The organism is Kibdelosporangium philippinense (genome assembly GCF_021390435.2).
GTDB lineage: Bacteria > Actinomycetota > Actinomycetes > Mycobacteriales > Pseudonocardiaceae > Kibdelosporangium > Kibdelosporangium philippinense.
On the sequence record NZ_JAJVCN010000002.1, the window covers coordinates 2015222 to 2033379 of the forward strand.

6 protein-coding genes are annotated in these 18158 nt (G+C 62.8%); 4 read left to right on the forward strand and 2 right to left on the reverse strand.

Features of this window, described 5'->3' with window-relative positions; all coding sequences use genetic code 11:
* Positions 1-87: 87 nt before the first annotated feature.
* On the reverse strand, positions 88-3084 hold the full coding sequence (locus tag LWC34_RS28155; RefSeq protein ID WP_233728123.1) for a PQQ-dependent sugar dehydrogenase: 2997 nt from the start codon (positions 3082-3084) through the stop codon (positions 88-90).
* Between the two features lie 204 nt (positions 3085-3288).
* On the reverse strand, positions 3289-6291 hold the full coding sequence (locus LWC34_RS28160; protein ID WP_233728124.1) for a PQQ-dependent sugar dehydrogenase: 3003 nt from the start codon (positions 6289-6291) through the stop codon (positions 3289-3291).
* 458 nt (positions 6292-6749) lie between these two features.
* Between LWC34_RS28160 and LWC34_RS28165 the strand changes: the two genes are divergently transcribed.
* The 4 genes from LWC34_RS28165 to LWC34_RS28180 all read left to right on the forward strand — a co-directional run bounded on the left by LWC34_RS28165 (position 6750) and on the right by LWC34_RS28180 (position 17892).
* Positions 6750-15509 (forward strand): RHS repeat-associated core domain-containing protein, encoded by an 8760-nt coding sequence (locus LWC34_RS28165; protein ID WP_233728125.1) that lies wholly within the window; start codon positions 6750-6752, stop codon positions 15507-15509.
* A gap of 9 nt (positions 15510-15518) precedes the next feature.
* Positions 15519-16396, forward strand: a protein-coding gene (locus LWC34_RS28170) for an IS5 family transposase (RefSeq protein ID WP_233723324.1) whose coding sequence is annotated in 2 segments (ribosomal slippage) — positions 15519-15857 and positions 15860-16396 — 876 coding nt in all. Because the reading frame shifts where the segments join, the coding sequence is not laid out codon by codon here.
* 18 nt (positions 16397-16414) lie between these two features.
* A complete protein-coding gene (locus LWC34_RS28175) occupies positions 16415-17266 on the forward strand; it encodes a DNA/RNA non-specific endonuclease (RefSeq protein WP_233728126.1) in 852 nt (283 codons plus the stop codon).
* A 101-nt stretch (positions 17267-17367) separates the two neighbouring features.
* A complete protein-coding gene (locus tag LWC34_RS28180) occupies positions 17368-17892 on the forward strand; it encodes an SMI1/KNR4 family protein (protein WP_233728127.1) in 525 nt (174 codons plus the stop codon).
* Positions 17893-18158: the final 266 nt, after the last annotated feature.

Below are 18158 nucleotides of genomic sequence, written 5' to 3' on the forward strand. Positions count from 1 at the left end.
CGAGCGGTGGCCGCCTCCATGTCAAAGATCAACCACCCGGAACGTTAAAACACCAGACCGGCGAAAACACTCACGAGGGTTGTTTACTCAGTAATAGGTGACAGTGGTGGTCCCACCCCAGCGGTGGATGATGTAGCCACCCTGGAAGTTCGACCGCCACCCGTTGGGAATGGTGAACTCGTCGCTGACCGGGTACTTGAGCCGGGACTGCTCAGCGCCGAGCTGCATCCACTTCGCCCGGATCGCGCCACGCACCTCGTAAGCGGTGTTGCCCATGAACGGGTGCCAGTAGACCGAGTGTTCCTCGTTGCCCTTCCGGAAGCGATTGTACCGGCCTTGTCCGTCCCGCGTGGTCATCTCGTTGGTGATCGGGTAGCCCAAGTGGCCACCTTCACCGCCGTAGAACTGCCACTTCGCCCGGATCCCGCCCTTGACTTCCCACGCGTCGGTCGACGGGGACCAGTAGATCGACCCCTGGCCCTGGAATTCGTTGTACCGGCCGATCCCGTCGGCCGCCACGCGCTCGTCAGTGATCGGGTAGCCAAGCGATGAGCGTTCCCAGCCAAGGGAAGCCCACCTTTCGTAGATCCGGCCATGGATCTCGGAGGCGCCAACCGCTGGATGCCAGTAGATGTAGCCGCGCTCGAACGCGTTGAACCGTCCGACACCGTCCGGTGTGGCCAGTTCATCCGTTGTCGGGAGGCCGTTGAAGTTGTCCCTGCCGAGCCGGTCCCACTTTTCGTAGACCATGCCCCAAACGAACTTGGCACCGGTGTGCTCCGACCAGTAGATCGACCGGAGGTTCGGGAACAGGTTGTAGCGGCCACGGCCGTCCGCGGTGCTCAGCTCGTCGGTGCTCGGCACGCCGTAAGCCGCATGCCCGCCGAACTCGAGGTACCGCCCCAGGATCGCGCCGAAGAGCAGGTGCGCACCAGTCTCCGGCGACCAGTACAGCCGACCGCCCGCGTATTCGCGCCAGCGGATCTGTGTGTCACCCTGCTCGACCTCAGTCGGCGTGCCCAAGATCTGCCGCAGCCCAGGCTCGGCGTTGTAGCGCCGGTCGATCGGCGTGAGGTAGGTGACGTTCAGCGTCACGTCAGAGTCCGGCACGACCAGGTTGTGCACCCGGTCCGTGCTGTTGTTGCCCCACTTGTCGAAGCTCGCGACCTTGTTGGCGGCGACCTCGGGGGCGACGAGCGTCAGCGACTGGCCCGCCGTGAAGAGGGCGCTTCCGCCCTGCTCCTCGCCGATGGTGAACTCGGCCGGAAGGTTGCTCTGGATGGTCACGCGACGCTGGTTGGGCTTGGCGATGAACGTCTGTGACGTCGACGCGCCCTTGCTGTCGGTCGCCGTCGCCGTGATCTCCAGCCGGGTGTCACCCGCGTGGCCGTCGAAGTGCAGGTTGAACGTCGAGGCGTTCTCCTGCCGTTCGCCGGGATGCGAGTGGCAGTTGCTGGCGCCGCGGCAGTGCACCATGTCCGTCGTCCAGGAAACCTGGACCTGGCCTTCCTCAGGGTCGGTCGCCGTGGCGGTCGCGCTGATCACGTCACCGACGGAGAACTTCCGATTCGGGTCCGGCGCCTGCAAAGACAGTTCCGGCGCCCGGTTGCTCGGGTACACAGTGGCCGTCCTCGAAGCCGACTTGTTCAGCGGATCGGTTACGGTCAGCTTGGCGGTGAAGCTCTCCGGGCTGGCCGGATAGGTGTGCACTGCGGTCTTGCCGGTACCGGTGGTCCCGTCGCCGAACTCCCACGCGTACTGGAGCTCGTCACCGTTGGGGTCCCACGACTTGTCGGCGTTGAACGTGACCTTGCGCGTGGCCGGTTCATTCGTCGACGACATCACCGCGACCGGCGCGTTGTTACCTGGCGCGTAGACGAGCCTGCGAATGGTTCCGCCGATGATGTCGGCGTACACGATGTCGCCACCGGTCGGCATGGCATCGATCTTCACGACATGCCCGATGTCCGAACCGAAGGCGCTGTTCGGCGGCACAGTGACATTGCCCGAAGCGTCGAACGCCATGTTGAACAGCCGTTGGACGGCGTAGTCGCCGTAGAAGTACCGGCCCTGGTACTCGGCCGGGTAGTTCTTGCCGGAGTAGATCACACCGCCGGTGACGCTGTTGCCTGCGGACCGCGGGTAGCTCCAAATCGGAGCGACGGTCGCGACCTGCGCGCACGCGGCCAAGTCACGGTATTCGACAGTCCGCTGGTTGCCTTCCCAGCATGGCCAGCCGTACTCGTTCCCGGGGTTGACCAGGTTGATCTCTTCGGTGGCGTTCCAGCCGACGTCGCCGAGAATCGGCCGCTTCGTCTTCGGGTCCAAGCTGAACCGGAACGGGCTACGGAACCCGCTGGCGTACACCTTGCTGCTGACCGCGTTCGGCTTCGCGGCGTCGTAGTACGGGTTCGACGCGACGCCCGAGCCGTCCGGCTTGATGTGCAGGAGCTTGCCGTGGAGGTCGTTGATGTCGAGCGCACGCAACGCGCGCTGGTCGACCCCGATGAACCCTGAGGAGTCGCCGATGCTTACCCACAGCGTGCCGTCCTCGTCCGCCAGCACTGTGCTCATGCTGTGCACCGGCTCGTCCGACGAGGTCTCCAGGATCGGTTGCTCGTTGGTCAGGCCGATCGGGTTGTTGGCACTGTCCAATGTGACGGTCCACTTGCTCAGCCGCAGCACGCCGTGCTGCCCGGAACCCGGGCCGGTCGACTGCGCTGACCCGGCCGTGTACACGGTCCGGCTGGTCGCGAAGTCCGGCGCGACCGCGATGCCCTGCAGCCCCAAGTCATGGGTGCCGACGACCTGGATGTTCGCGATGTTGCGCGGGTTGCCGGTCTTGGGAACCCAGTTGACCTTCCCGTACTTGCCGACGATGAGCATGCTCTCGTCAGGAAGGAAGGCGAAGTCGGTGAGAAAGTCACCCTGATATCCCGGGGTGAAACCCGTCGGGATGTCGTCGAGCAGGAAGCCTGCCGGAAGGCTGGGTGCCGCATGGGCCGTCGTGGCCGCGGGCACAACCACGACGAGGCCGGCGACTAACGCCGTCGTCGCAGCATGAATCCATTGACGCGGTCGCATTTATCCCCTCGAGATGATCACCCGGTCCCCCCTATGGGCCGGGGTCACCTGGGACATCGCCGCGCACCCCTGGGATGTTTCAGACAAACGAGTGAAGATCGTAACTTGGTGTGCACGATCGAGGCGGACGTGTTATATGCGCGCTGAGAATGCTCCCCCTTGTGGGTGGTTGCCTGCTTGGCAACCACCCACAAGGTCACTGGATCAGTACCGCCGGTCGATCACCTCATCTGTGGTGCTGTTGTAGAAGATGTAGCCGTTCTGGAAGTCCGATTGGTATCCGCCGGATACCGCACGGTCGGACACCGTCGGGTAGCCGAGGTATGACCGTTCGTAGCCCAACGCCGCGTATCGGGCTTGGATGGCGCCTTGGACGTTGTGTGCTCCGGTGGCGTCGCTGTAGAAGATCGATCCGCGTTGGAAATGGTTGTAGAAGCCGCCCGCGGGGTTTGTGGCTGTGTCGTCCGTAGTCGGATAGCCGATGAACGAATTCTCGTAGCCGAGCGAAGCCCATTTGTCGTGGATGGCGCCTTGGACGTTGTGTGCTCCGGTGGCGTCGCTGTAGTAGATAGATCCGCGTTGGAAGCGGTTGTAGAAGCCGCCTGCGGGGCTGGTAGCTGTGTCATCTGTTGTCGGGTAGCCCAGATAGGAGCGTTCGTAGCCAAGGGCTGCCCATTTGTCGTGGATGGCGCCTTGGACGTTGTGTGCTCCGGTGGCGTCGCTGTAGAAGATCGATCCGCGTTCGAAGCGGTTGTAGAAGCCGCCCGCGGGGTTGGTCGCATGGCTGTCGGAAGTCGGGTAGCCGAGGTAGGACGTCTCATAGCCGAGTGCTGCCCACTTGGCCCGCATCTCCCCGTGAATCTCGAAGGTGCCGAGCGTCGGATGGTGATAGATCGAACCGACGCCTGTGCCCGGACCACCCACGAAATGGTTGTAGTAGCCGATCACGTCCGGTGGGCGCTGCTCGTCCGTGCTTGGCGCACCAAGGAACCTGTGTCCGCCGAGAGCCACGTACTTGGCGTAGATAGCGCCGTGGGTCTCCGCCAACCCGTGCGCGGCTGTCCAGTAGACCCGGCCCCTAGCGTACTGCTGCCAGTGGGAGTTGCTCTCGTGCAACTCCATTCCGACGGGTTCGCCCATCCACTCGCGCAAAATCGGCTCGTTGGTGTATCGCTTGTGGATCGGTGAGACGTACTCGGCGTTGAGGGTGATGCCGCCAGCAGGCACGGTGATTTGTCGGATCCGGTTCGGGCTGAGGTTGTCTATCCATTTCGAAAACGTTGCCGCACCTTCGAGCGCGGTCTGCGGCGGTTCGAAGACGACGGTCGAGCCGGCTGTCACCATGCGGTTCGCGGCTTCATTGCTGCTGCCGACACGGTATTGCGCGTTATGTGTTGAAGTCAGGCCGAACCGGGTGAGCCTCGGGTTGGCGACGTATTGACGGGTGACGGGCACGCCCCGGCTGTTGGTGGCAGAGGCGGTGATGATCACGCGTCCGTCGGCTTCGTTGGGGAACTTCATACTGAAGTTGGGGCCGGACCCCGTGTGCAGCTGTGTGATCTCACAACTGCGGTCACGTAAGCACCGGACCCGGTCAGCCTTCCATTCCACCGCGATTGGGCCGTCGACCGAGTCTCTTGCATCCTCCGCGCTGACAGCGATGGTCTCGTTGACCGAGAAGACGGCTTCCGGGCCGGGTGTCGTCAGTGGGAGCTGCGGACTTTCCTCGCCAGGGATGACCAACTGGCTCTTGGTGTTGGTTGCGCCGTGTGGATCGGTCACAGTCAGGGTGACGGTGACCCCAGCGCCTGCCGCGTACGTGTGTTCGGTGAGCTTGCCTGTGCCAGTGCTCCCGTCGCCGAAGTTCCATTGGTAGGTAAGTGCTTCGCGATCGGGATCGAAGGACATGCCCGCGTTGACGGAGATCTTCTTGCTGTCCCGGTCGACCGAGAATTCGAAGCCGGCTGTAGGGCCTTTGTTGGCAGGCTTGTAGCTGACCCGCCGCAAGATCGATGTGGCCGCGTCGGCGATCACGATGTCGCCGTTCGGAGCCGTCGCGGCCGAGACAGGATCGCCGATGTCGGTGGCGAAGACCGTTGCGGTCTGCGTGACCTTGCCAGCGGCGTCGTACTTGAGAGTCGACAACGTGTGAGCGTTTCTGTCAGCCAGGAAGTGGGCACCACGGTAGGCCTCGGGATATGACGTGCCCGTGTAGGGGAGACCGCCGACGAACATGGTCGTGGTCGCAGTACCGCGGTTGACCTCGTGCAATGGGGCGTTGTTCGCCACATTGGCGCACGCCGGGAGATCCTTGTAAGCGGGTGTTTGTGTGGTGCCTTCCCAACACGGCCACTTCATGTTCTGACCGGGGAACGCCAGGTTGACCTCGTCGCGTGCCGCCCAGCCGGTGTCAGTGACGATCACACCACCGCGTGGGTCGAGCGTGAGCCGTGGGTGGCGCAATCCGCTGAGGTAGTTGCGGCTACTCCAGCTGTTGGGGTTTTCCGTGGTGAAGAACGGATTGCTCTCGATTCCCCTGCCGTCAGGCCATACGCGGAGGATCTTGCCGGTTGGCTGGTTGATGTCCAACGCGTTCAACGCGTATGGGTCCACATTGTCTTTGGTCGCGCCGTCCACTGACCGTACGGTGGAGTTGTCGCCGACAGCGATCCACAGGGCGGTCTTCGTCGCGTCGGGTCCGAGTGCTGGCTCGACGACGACATCCTGGATTCCCTTGTTGTCGGCTTTCCCCTGGAACTCCAAGACGACGGCTTCGTCGACCAGTCCAGTTGGCTCGTTCGTGCCGAGCGTCCGCCACTTGCTGACCCGGAACGCCTTCGTAGTACCGCCCGTGGAAACCGCTTGTGTCGTATAAACAGTGCGCGTCGTGGCGTAGTCCGGTGCGACCGCGATGCTCGTCAAGCCAAGCGAACCAGCTGTGTAGACAGGGAGGCTGGCGATCTGAACCGGCTGGCCACCCTGCGGTGCCCATTGCACTGAGCCGAGTCGGCCGGTAGTCAGCGTGCTGCCGTCAGGCAGGAACGCGACGTCGGTCAACGTGCCAGCTTGTTGGCCGGTTGGGGTGTCGACCAAGACGAAACCCGATGGTAAGGCAGGCGCTGCCTGTGCCACTGGTGATGTGGCGACTACGCCACCGAACATCGCTGCGGCGGCCGTGACGGCAGCCCCAGCTCTTCGAGTCCACATAGGCCTTCCTTCTCGATATGGAGCGTCGCCAGGCGTACTTGCCTAGGGCACATGCCGACATAGCCGTGGCGCGAAAACGCCACGGCTGCACTGAATCCCTTGAACGGCTAGTGATCCACCCCACGGCCCCCCTTGGCTATAGGCCCGCTGGACGCTAGCTGATGCTCTTGCGGCAGTCATCGTCCGTTTGTATGACTGTGTCTATGCCTGTCCACTTCGGAGCGTGACAACGCCAGCTGACGAGCACTGTTGATCGACCTTCGACAAATCCTGTCAGTTTGGTCGCACGACTAACGCATCGAGGCCATTCGGCCCAAATTCGCGGCTCGCTCTTGCCTGGATTTGTTGCTGGCCAGCAGGATCACAGACGGCCAAGTCTGCGCGGGCAGGCGAATCCTTCCAGGGGTGGAATCGCAAGGGGCGGGGTTGTCGTGATCCGGAATTATCGTGGTCCTGTCGTGCGTACGCGCTTGCGGGCAGCGGTCGCCTTGCTGGCGATCGTGGTGCTGGTGGCCACCGTCGGGCCCACCGCGTCGCAGCTGTTTCCACCGGTGGCCGACCCGATCACAGCGGCGATGGCGAAGTCGCCCAAGCAAATCTCGGGTTCTGCCGCGGGGATTCCGGACCAGCCAACGCCGGACAGCCCGCAAAATCCGACGATCAACCGGGCGTTGGCCAAGTCGGAACAGTCGAAGTACCCGCCGATCCAGTATCCCGAACCACCGGCACAGAGACGCAGCGCGGGCAAGGTGGAGACGCCGCCCGCGACCCAGCCGCGCGGGTTCGACGCCACGTCCAGCAAGGAAATCCCGGAGCAGCGCGACACCCACAGCCGCGTCTACAACAACTCGGACGGCACACAGACCACCGAGTACAGCGCGGATCCGTTGAACTATCGGCGACCGGACGGGAAACTGGAGCCGATCGACTCCCGGGTGGTGCCGGACGGCACTAACGGCTGGCGCAACGCAGGCGATTCGCTGCAAGTCCACATGGGACAGACAGCCGGATCGATGCGGATCACGGTGGACGCCGAGCGGTCAGCCGGGTTTACGTTGCTGGGTGCGGCTGCGTCCGCGGGCAAGGCTGAAGGCAATTCAGTCAGTTATTCGGACGTATTCCGGGATGCGGATCTGCGGGTGGATTTCGCGGCTGGCGCGGCCAAGGAATGGTTCATCCTCAAGTCCCCTAACGCTCCACACTCCTGGGAGTTCGCTCTTGATCTGAAAGGCCTACAGGCCAAGGTTGTCGATGGCCAGATCGTGTTCACGGACAACTCCGGCGCTGTAGTGCTACGGGTGCCCGCCGGGTACATGCTCGACTCGACTCGCCAGGACAGTGGAGAACCCGCGACGTCGTATGGCGTGAAGTATTCGCTGGGTCAGCGGGACGGCCGTCCGGTGCTGCGTGTCGAGCTGGACTCGGCGTGGCTGCGCGATCCGGCACGCGTGTACCCGGTGCGCGTAGACCCGACGATCGTCCGCGACTTCACCACGACCGGCACGATGATCGTTGAGAACGGTCAGCAGATCCGTAACTCCGATGAGCTGCGCATCGGCCGCAGCGGTGGCCGTACGGCGTCGAGCTTCCTGCGGTTCGGTGGCATCGGGACAAGCTTGCGGGACAACCGGATCTTCGGTGTGCAGTTGCAGCTGACCAACTTCTGGTCCGGTTCCTGCGTACCGCGGCCGATGTCGGTGCACCGGGTTACGGCTGACTGGGGTCCTTCGGGTGCGCCGCCGACCGGCCCGGCGATCGGCGGAGGCGTGTTCTCCCACGGCTACATGGCTCCCTTGGCGACCCGATCGAACTGCCCGACCGCGCACGAGCTGATCGACCTGGGTGCGGAAGGCCGCAATCTGGTGCAGCAGTGGGCAAGCGGCGGAGCCAACTACGGGCTGGCATTGCAGGCGCCGACCGATCCGGCGGCGTGGAAACGTTTTTCGGGGCACAACACGAGCAACCCACCGCGGTTGTACATCACGCACTCGCCGTACAACGCTGAATACCGGATCGATCGCGCGACGCCGGAACCGCCGGTCACGAGGGCGACCTCGGGCAAGGTGAAGATCACCGTCACCAACCGCAGCGCACAGGCCTGGGGACGCAACGACTTCGTACTGGGTTACCGGGTCTTCGACCAGAATGGTCAGTTGAAGGAGACCCAGGTCGCCGCGACACTGCCGTCCGATGTGGCGCGCGACGCGCAGGTGACGCTGGACGCTGAGATCAAGCCGATCGAGGTCGGGCACTACCTGCTCGACTTCAGCATGGTCCGCAACCCGAGCGACTACTTCACCGACCATCAGGTCGCTCCGGCGCGGATCGCCTTGGACGTCTTCGATGTGCCGCCCTTCATAAAGGCGCAGTATCCGCCGAACGGCGCATCGACGCAGACGTTGACACCGCAACTGTGGGCCAATGGCATCGACTTCGACCCGCCACCTGGCAGCACGCTGAAGTACCGGTTCGAGGTCTGCGAGAAGGACTCGAACGACAACGCGGTCAACTGTTTCAAGTCCGACGACATCACTAGTCCAACATGGACCGTCCCGAACGGAAAGTTGTATTGGAACAAGGTCTACCTGTGGCGGTCATTCGCGATCGACAGTTCCGGCCCGAGCGACCCGTTGCCCTACAGCGCGATCCTGAGTTCGGTGCCACAGCCCGCGATCACGTCGCACATGGCGATGGCGCCGCACAGCGGGACCGACCGGGACTTCGACCCGATGGTCGGCAACTACTACTCCAGCGCCGTTGACGTGCAGATCCCGACTGCTGGCCCGGAACTCGCGGTCGTCCGGACGTACAACAGCCTCGATCCTCGCCGCAATCTGTGGTTCGGCACCGGGTGGAGCACGAAGTACGACATGCGGGTCGACCGTGACTACGCGGGCAACGTCCTGGTGACCTATCAGGACGGTCAGCAACTGCGCTATGGCTGGAACCCAGATGGGACCTACGCGCCACCGCCGGGCCGGTTCGCCGACTTCAAGTCCACATCGGACGGCGGGTGGACACTGACCGACAAGACCGCGACAACGTATACGTTCAACTCGATCGGCCAATTGATCAGCATCAACGACGGCATCGGTCGCACTGTGGAGCTGATGTGGGAGAACAACGCCCCGCGTAGTGCGAAGGACCTGGCCACCGGACGCCAGTTGGTCTTCCAGGTATCTGGCGGCAGGATCCGGCAGGTCAATGCCGACGACACCGGCGGTCAGCACCGCGAATGGCTCTACGAATACACAGGCAATCGGCTCAGCAGCGTCCGTGATGTGCTTGGCAATGTCACTCGCTATGACTACTCTCCGCAATCCCGTTTCCGGACAGTGGTTATGGACGCCACACCGGACACTTATCTGCGACTTGGCGACCGAGTAGGCGATACCGCAGTTAGTCAGGTCGCGTTGCAGCAGGGCAAGGACAACGGCAAGTACACCAACGTCACCCTCGCCGCCGCGGGTGCGTTGCCCGGCTCGGCGGACACGTCGACCACGTTCAACGGGTCGAGTTCTGTGCTGCAGATGCAGGACGGCGTGGTGAGGAAGAGCCGTGACCTCGCCGTCGAACTGTGGTTCAAGACCTCGGGTTCCGGTGTGTTGCTTGGCTATCAGAAGGAGGACATCACCGGCCCCGTCCAAGGTGGACACACTCCGGCACTTTATGTCGGTACTGATGGACGCCTCTATGGACAGTTCGCGGATGGAACAACAAACCCGATTCGTAGTGCTGGGACCGTCAACGACAACCGTTGGCACCATGTTGTGCTCTCCGGTTCCGTTGCGAAACAGTGGCTCTATATCGACGGCATCCAGGTCGGCACCAAGGACGGCGTGATCGACCACGGCGAGCAAACGAAGGTCTACGCGGGGGCTGGCTTCATCACGGGCAACTGGCCTGCGAAGCCAACCAACGACCGTGGTTACTTCGCTGGTTCGATCGACGAGATCGCGGTCTACAGCAAGCCGCTCAGTGACTTCGTGGTGAAGGAGCATTTCCAGGCGGCACAGCCGTCGGAGTCGCTCAGCAAGGTCGTCATGCCCAGTGGCAGGATCGCGGCCGAGATCGAATACGACACCGTCAACGAGCGAGTGCAGACCTATACCGATCGCAACGGTGGCAAGTGGAAGCTAGGCGTCCCCGTCGTCGGCGGCGAACCGGACAATCTCATTAGGACAGTGCAATTCGCTGACCCGGGTAACCGCAACCACATCTTCGACTACGACCCGGTAAAGGGCAGGATTCTCCGCACCGTCACGCCGTTGGGCCTCGGTGTCCGGCCGGAGGACCAACTGGATCAGCCTGCGGGTGAGGTCGGCTACGGCATCCGGACGTATGACTATGACGATCAAGGAAACCAGAACACGATCGTCTCGGAGAACCTGAGCAGTGTCACGCTTGGATTCGACGCCCGAGGCAACGTCACCACCAAACGCACGTGCCGAACCGGGCAGGAGTGCCACACAGAATACTTCCACTACTTCTTCAATCCCAGCAACGCGATCGATCCGCGTAATGACAAGATGCTCTGGCGCAACGATGGCCGGTCATCGGACGCGAACGACACCGAGTTCAGGACGGCCTTCGAGTACAACGACCGAGGCGACCTCACTGTACAGACCATGCCGGACAAGAGCGTCGTGCAGAACATGTACACCGACGGTACTGAGGAAGCGTTCGAAGGTTTCGGGACGGTTCCGGAAGGTCTGATCAAGACAACTGTCGGAGCCGACCGCGAGACAACGTTTTTCCGCTACTTCAGCAACGGTGACCTGGCAGAGATCCTCGAGCCATCGGGTATGCGGACAACGTTCCGATATGACATTGGTGGCCGCCGGATCTCGTCGACGATCCACGTGCAGGCCTACCCAAACGGCATCACGACCACATACGAGTACGACGCTTCGTCGAGGATCGTGGCGGAAACCCGTCCATCCACGACAAACGCCGTGACCAACACGAAGCACACGGCTCGAACACTGACTCGTTACGACGCCGACGGCAACATCGACCGCATCGAAGTGCAGGACACCACCGGAGGTACGCCGTCACGGGTGACGACGCGCGGCTACGACGACCGTGGTCGGCTCGTGCACATTGTGGACCCTGCTGGCAAAGAAACCCGCTACGGTTTCGATGTTTTCGGCAACCGGATGTTCGTGATCGACGCGAGCGGCGTGAAAACCTCCTACGCCTATACGGCCCGCAACCAGGTCGCGGAAATACGGCTGCACGGCTGGCACGGTGGCGTTGTCGACCCGTCCGACGGTGATGGGCGTGACGGCGACGAAGACGAGAACGAGAACCCGGAAGCTAAGCCAACCGTTCTGCAATCGTTGCGGTACGACGAATCTGGGCGCCAGACGCTGCACGTTGACGCAATGGGCCGCGCAACGCGTACCCATTACTACGGTGACGACCTGATTTCCCAGGTGTGGGCTGAGGGATACAAAGACCCAATCACCAGCGCACTCCGCACGATTGTGCTGGAGCACAACAAGTACGACGGCGCGGGCAACCTGATCAGCCAGACGACCGCAGGCAACCGGACGACGACCTACCAATACGACTCCTCGAGCCGGGCAAAGGCGATCACCGAGGACGAGGGCGGCCTCGCCCGAACTACACGGTTCACATATGACTTGCGGGGCAACACAACCAAGGTCGAGAAAGAAGGCAACCCCTCCAACACGGGAACGGGACAAGCCCGCCTGACCGAGACCACTGAGTTCGTCTACGACGCCGCAGGAAACCGGATACAGCAGACAGTCCGTAATGGACAGCAGTCGTACGTCACCAAGTGGTCTTATGACGAGCGAGGACTGCCGCTGTCGGTCACGGACCCGCGTGGCGATATCGACCCGACCCGGTACACAACCACGGCGGCCTACGACGAACTCGCCCGACCGATCCGTGCGACAGGACCACAGGTCGCTACGGAATCCAACGGAGGAACACCGGTCCAGACCCAAGCGACGGTACTGACCGGCTACGACGCGTTCGGATCGACCACACACACCAAAGACCCGCTCGGCCGCGTGACAACGGCGGAATACGACCGCCTTGGCCGAATGACCAAAATCAGCCTGCCCGCGTACACGCCACCGGGCAGCAGCACACCGATTACACCAAGCCAGAGCCTCGAGTACGACTCGATGGGTCGAGTGATCAAGAAGATCGACGCCCGAAACAACGCCACAGACCTGCGCTACGACCAACTCGGCCGCCTCGTGGAACGCCGTGAACCGCAGCCAGCGGGCGGCGTGTGGAAGTACAGCTATACGTTGACCGGTCTGCCGTTGTCGGTGACCTCGCCGACCGGCGCCCGGGTCGAGTCGACGTATGACGTGCTGGACCGCAAGATCACCGCGACGGCGTTGGAGAGCAATCCGCCAGCGGAGTTCACGACACGGTACCGACACGACGACGCCGGAAACGTGGTGTCGGTGCAGTCCCCGAGCGGTGACACGAGCACCTTCACCTACGACAAGCTCAACCAGTTGACAAAGGCGGTCGACCCCGCCGGTGTGACAACCGAGCGCGGCTACGACCGTCAAGGCCGCCTGGTGCGTGCCAGTGACGGCGCAGGCCGAGCCAAGCGCCTGAACTATGACCTAGCCGGGCGGTTGATCTCCGAATTCGACGTCCCAGCCGGATGGATTTCGACACAACCACCGTTGCGGGAGCGCGGGTTCACCTACGACCTGGCGGGCAACATGTTGACCGCCCAGGACTGGGACAAACGTACAACCACCTTCACCTACGACGCCGCGAACCGCCTGACCAAACAGGTAGAACCAGTCTCAGCCACGGAGACGATCACCTCGTCGTTCGGGTATGACGCAGCGGGCAACCGCACCAGGTTCACCGACGGTCGTGGGAACAAGACGCTCTACACCTACAACACGCTCAACCTGCCTGAATCGGTCATCGAACCGCCGACCACGGCCCACCCGGCAGCTGGCGACCGCACGTGGACGCAGTCGTATGACGCCTCGGGTAACGCGGTCCGGCTGACCACCCCGGGCAACGTGGTGCGTGACCGCACGTTCGACGCGATGAACCGTCCGCTGTCGGAGACGGGCACGGGTGCCGAGGTTGCCACGACCGCGAAGTCGCGGACGTATGACGCCGACGGTCGCCTGCTGACGGCGGGCACGAACACGTACACCTACAACGACCGCGGCGGTCTGTTGACCGCCAAGGGCACGTCGGGTGATTCGTCGTTCGAGTACGACGCAGACGGCCGCTTGACTGCGCGTACCGATGCCGCAGGCACAACTCGGTACAGCTATCTCAAGGCGCGGTTGAACACGGTCGTCGACGGCGCCACCGGTGGGCGCTTGACCTACGGCTATGACGCTGCGGGACAGCTGTCCACTGTCGACTACGGCGCTGGCCGGGTTCGTACATATAGCTACGACAACCTCGCCCGCCCAGAGTCCGACGTCCTGAAGGACGCGGCAGGCGCGGTGTTGTCGTCGATCACCTACGGATACGACGCCAACGACCGCGTCAAGACCAAGAAAACAGCGGGCACCGCGGGAGCAGGCCAGAACAAGTACACGTATGACTTCCAGGGCCGGATGACCTCATGGACCGACCCAGCCGGAAAGCTGACCGAGTACGGCTGGGACGCGGCAGGAAACCGAACCAAGAACGGCCCGAAGACCGCCACGTATGACGAACGCAACCGCCTGCTGGCCGATGGCGACTACACTTATGCCTACTCACCTCGAGGCTCGCTGGTATCGCGCACGTCCTCCGGGTTGGAGGAGAAGTACTCGTTCGACGGCTTCGACAGGTTGTTGAAGTTCGGCTCGACGAGCTACACGTATGACGACCTCGATCGCCTGGTGCTGCGGGGCACGCAGAAGTTCTCGTACGCGGGCATGGAGATCGACGCCGTCAGCGATGGCGCGTCGCGCTTCGGCCGCGGCCCTGATGGCTCGCTTATCTCCCTTGCCCAAGGCACCGATGCCCGCTTGACCTTGTCGGATCGTCACGGCGACGTGGTGGGCGGCATCCCGGCTGCTTCTGGTGGCCTGGCCGACTCCGCTGCTTACGACCCGTATGGCAAGCGGATCGCCACTTCCGGGGCGACTCGGTCCGTTGGTTTCCAGGGCGACTGGACCGACCCGGACAACGGCAACGTCAACATGGGTGCCCGCTGGTACCAACCCGGCTCCGGCACCTTCACCTCCCGCGACGACATTGCTCTGCCCACGTCGCCGTCGATTGCGGCCAACCGGTACTCCTACGTGCTGGGGTCGCCGCTGAATTTCTATGACCCGGATGGTCATGGTTGGTTCAGTGACTTGTGGGACAAGGCGTCCAACGTCGTGCACACCGCGCTGGATGTCGCGGGCATGATCCCGGGCATCGGCGAGATCGCCGACATTGCCAATGCCGCGATCTATGCGGCGGAAGGTGACTGGGAGAACGCGGCCTGGTCTATCGCTGGGGCGATCCCGTTCGGCGGCAACGCAGCCACGGCTGCGAAGTGGGCTCGTCGGTATGGCGATGACATTCTGGGTGGTGGCCGTCAGGCAGGCCGTCACGCGGATGACGCCATCGGTGCGGGCCGTCGCTATGCCGATGATGTGGCGGGTGGGGTTCGTCGGTATGCGGATGATGCTGCGGGGGCTGCGCGTAAGGCTGCTGATTTAGCGGCGGCTGCGCGCAAAGCTGCTGCGGCGGCTGCTCGGCGTGCTGCGGAGATTTTGGCTCGTAAGAAGGCTGCGGCGGCTGCTGCTCGCAATATGGCGGAGAAGGTCGCGAAGAAGAACCCGATCCCGCCGCTGAAGGCGGCGTTGAAGCCGGTGTTCAAGGGCATGGACCTGGTCTCCTCCTCGCCACTGGTTCCCGCCCGCCTCGTGCAGTCCTTCAAATCCGGCGTTCAGGATGCCGGTGGTGTGGCGAACTACTTCAAGAAACAGGCCGTGGGTGATGGCAACGTCGTGGAGACGGTCTCCGCCACGGTTGCGTTCGTTGCCGAGGTTGCTCAGGGGGGCGCTAGCCCCGAATCGTTCCTGGATCTGGTGGGTGGCCCGGGCGGCCGCAACAAGAGCCGAGGCAAACACCACGACGACGCGGGCGATGGTGGCGCGCCGACATCCTGTCCGGCCGGCCGGGGAGCGGCGAGCAACAGCTTCGCCCCAGAGACCCCCGTCCTAGGGCCTGTTTCACAAGTTGATCAAGGTTTGAGATGATCTTGATTCGTGGGGCGTGGTGATCTGACCAACGAGCAGTGGGCGAAGCTGGAACCCTTGCTGCCCAGGGGCAAGAAGCCTGGCAGGCCGCCGAAGCATGCGAAGCGGAAGCTTATTGACGGGATCCGGTTTCGGGTTCGAACCGGTGTGCCGTGGCGGGATCTGCCGGAGCGTTACGGCCCGTGGGAGACGGTGTATGGCTTGTTCCGGCGGTGGCAACGGGATGGCACGTGGAAGAGGATTCTGGTCGCGTTGCAGGCGGACGCGGACGCTGCGGGCCTGATCACCTGGGATGTCAGCGTGGACTCCACGGTGGCTCGTGCGCACCAGCACGCGGCTGGTGCGCGTCAAAAGGGGATCTCCAGAAGGAGTCTCCGGGCGGGGTCGAGGTCGAACCGGCCGATCACGGGCTGGGGCGCTCCCGAGGCGGGTTGACGACCAAGACTCACCTGGCGGTCGAGCAGGGACAAAAGCCCTTATCAATCGTGATCACCGCTGGCCAGCGAGGTGACTCGCCCCAGTTTCAGGTGGTGCTCGACCGTATCCGGGTACCCCGGCGGGATCGCGGTCGGCCGCGCTGCCGCCCGAATCGGGTGCTCGGCGACAAAGCCTACGGGTCCCGCGCCAACCGCGCCTACCTGCGCAGGCGCGGTATCCGCTGCACCATCCCGGACAAGGCCGACCAGGTCCGCAACCGCAAGAACAAGGGCTCACACGGAGGACGACCACCCGCATTCGACAAGGAGATCTACAAGCAACGGCACGCTGTCGAGTGCGGGATCAACCGTCTCAAACGAAACCGAGCCGTCGCCACCAGATACGACAAGCTCGCCGTTCGCTACGAAACCACGGTCACCATCGCAGCGATCAACGAGTGGCTCCCATGACTTTCGAAACAGACCCTAATGGCCGACGGCTCCCGCAAACCGATCAAGGACGTCAAACTCAGCGACAAGGTCCTGGCCACCGACCCGACCACGGGCAGGACCGAGGCACGCGAGATCACCGACGTCCGGTCCCAAGCCACCTCGCGGACCCTGGTCGAAGTCACGGTCGACGGCAACACTGGCACTGACCGCGGCACGGTCGTCACGACCGACGAGCATCCGTTCTGGGTGGCCTCGGAGAATCGCTGGTCGAACGCGATTGATCTCAAACCCGGTCACAAAATCACCACCGCCGACAACCGCGACGCCACTGTCACCGGAACCCGATCCTGGTCTGAAGTCCGCCGTGTCTACAACCTGACCGTCGACACCACCCACACGTACTACGTATTCGCCGGGACGTCAGCGCTTCTTACGCACAACGACCCGGGATGTAAGCAGGATCCGACGTGGGGTGGGGCGGTCAAGTGGACCACCGACGGCAGTGGACGTCCTACGACCATGTCTGCAACGCTAACAAAGCAGATGATTGGAGAGGGCACGAGCGCTGATTCCGATATCCGCCCGCCTGGCTTTGCCGGCGGCAGGCCAATCGGCGATCATGCGCGCGGCCACCTGCTCGGCAAGCAGTTGGGTGGTTCAGGAGACATCGCCGAGAACCTGGTGACACTCTTCCAAAATCCGGTTAATACGCCTGTCATGAGTGGATTTGAGGGGAAAGTGCGCAAAGCCGTGGAAGGTGGGGAAATCGTTCAGTACACAGTCACCGCCCTCTACGACGGAAGTAACGTGCTTCCACGTGGTGTTACCCTCTCGGCACACGGAGACAGCGGCTTCAACTTGAACGTAACTGAGGCTTATTCAGGATGATTGTACTGCTGTGCATCGCCGCAGCTCAGGTGCGGTGTCGCAGGATCCACCTCGAGTCCGTGAATAAGCCTCACTGTCTTGAATAGAAAGCGTAGATAGCCATGAGCATCGACGAGCTCGTCTCGGTCGTGGCGCCGCCCGCCCAGCGGACTACTGGTGAGATCGCCTGGCACGCGGTGGAAAGCCAGCTGAACAGCGCCTTGCCCCTCGACTATAAGCAGTTGGTCAGCCGTTACGGGCCTGGGTACTTCTCTAAGTTCATCCACATCTATCAGCCGTCCAACGACTTGTCTGCGATTGATCTTGTTACTCAGGCAGGGGAGTCGTTGTGGGCATTGAAGTACCTCAGAGACGATGGCGAGTCGATGCCATATCGGCTTGATGACCCAGCGGAGTTGCTCTCGTTCGGCCGTACCGACAATGGAGATGTTATGTTCTGGCATCGTATCGATCCCGATACGCCGGACACATGGCCTGTCTTGGTCAAAGAACCACGAGGTGAAGAGTGGTCCAGGTTCGAGGTTGGGGTGTGCGAATTCCTCGCTGATGTCCTGACACGAAGAGTCACGGTCTCGGTCTTCCCGGAACGCTTCCCGTCAATGGATCCAGTGTTTGAGCCCTATTAGGTGTCGTCGGAGATTGCGTCCTCGAACAACGCGCGATGTCGCGGTACATGTATCAGGCTGGAGTAGGTTGTGGAACGTGCTGGAGAATGGGCTAAGGTTGGTCTGATTCAGTTTCAGCTAGTTCGCTGCAGGGTCGTTGGGCATCGAGGTCGCTTCGGTGTGGATGTGATAATCGAGAGTCCAGTTTCGGGCGTGCCGGCCTTTATTGACTTTGTCATGCTGGCGGACGGAGTGCAGGTTGGTCCGGAAGACTATCCTGCGATTGG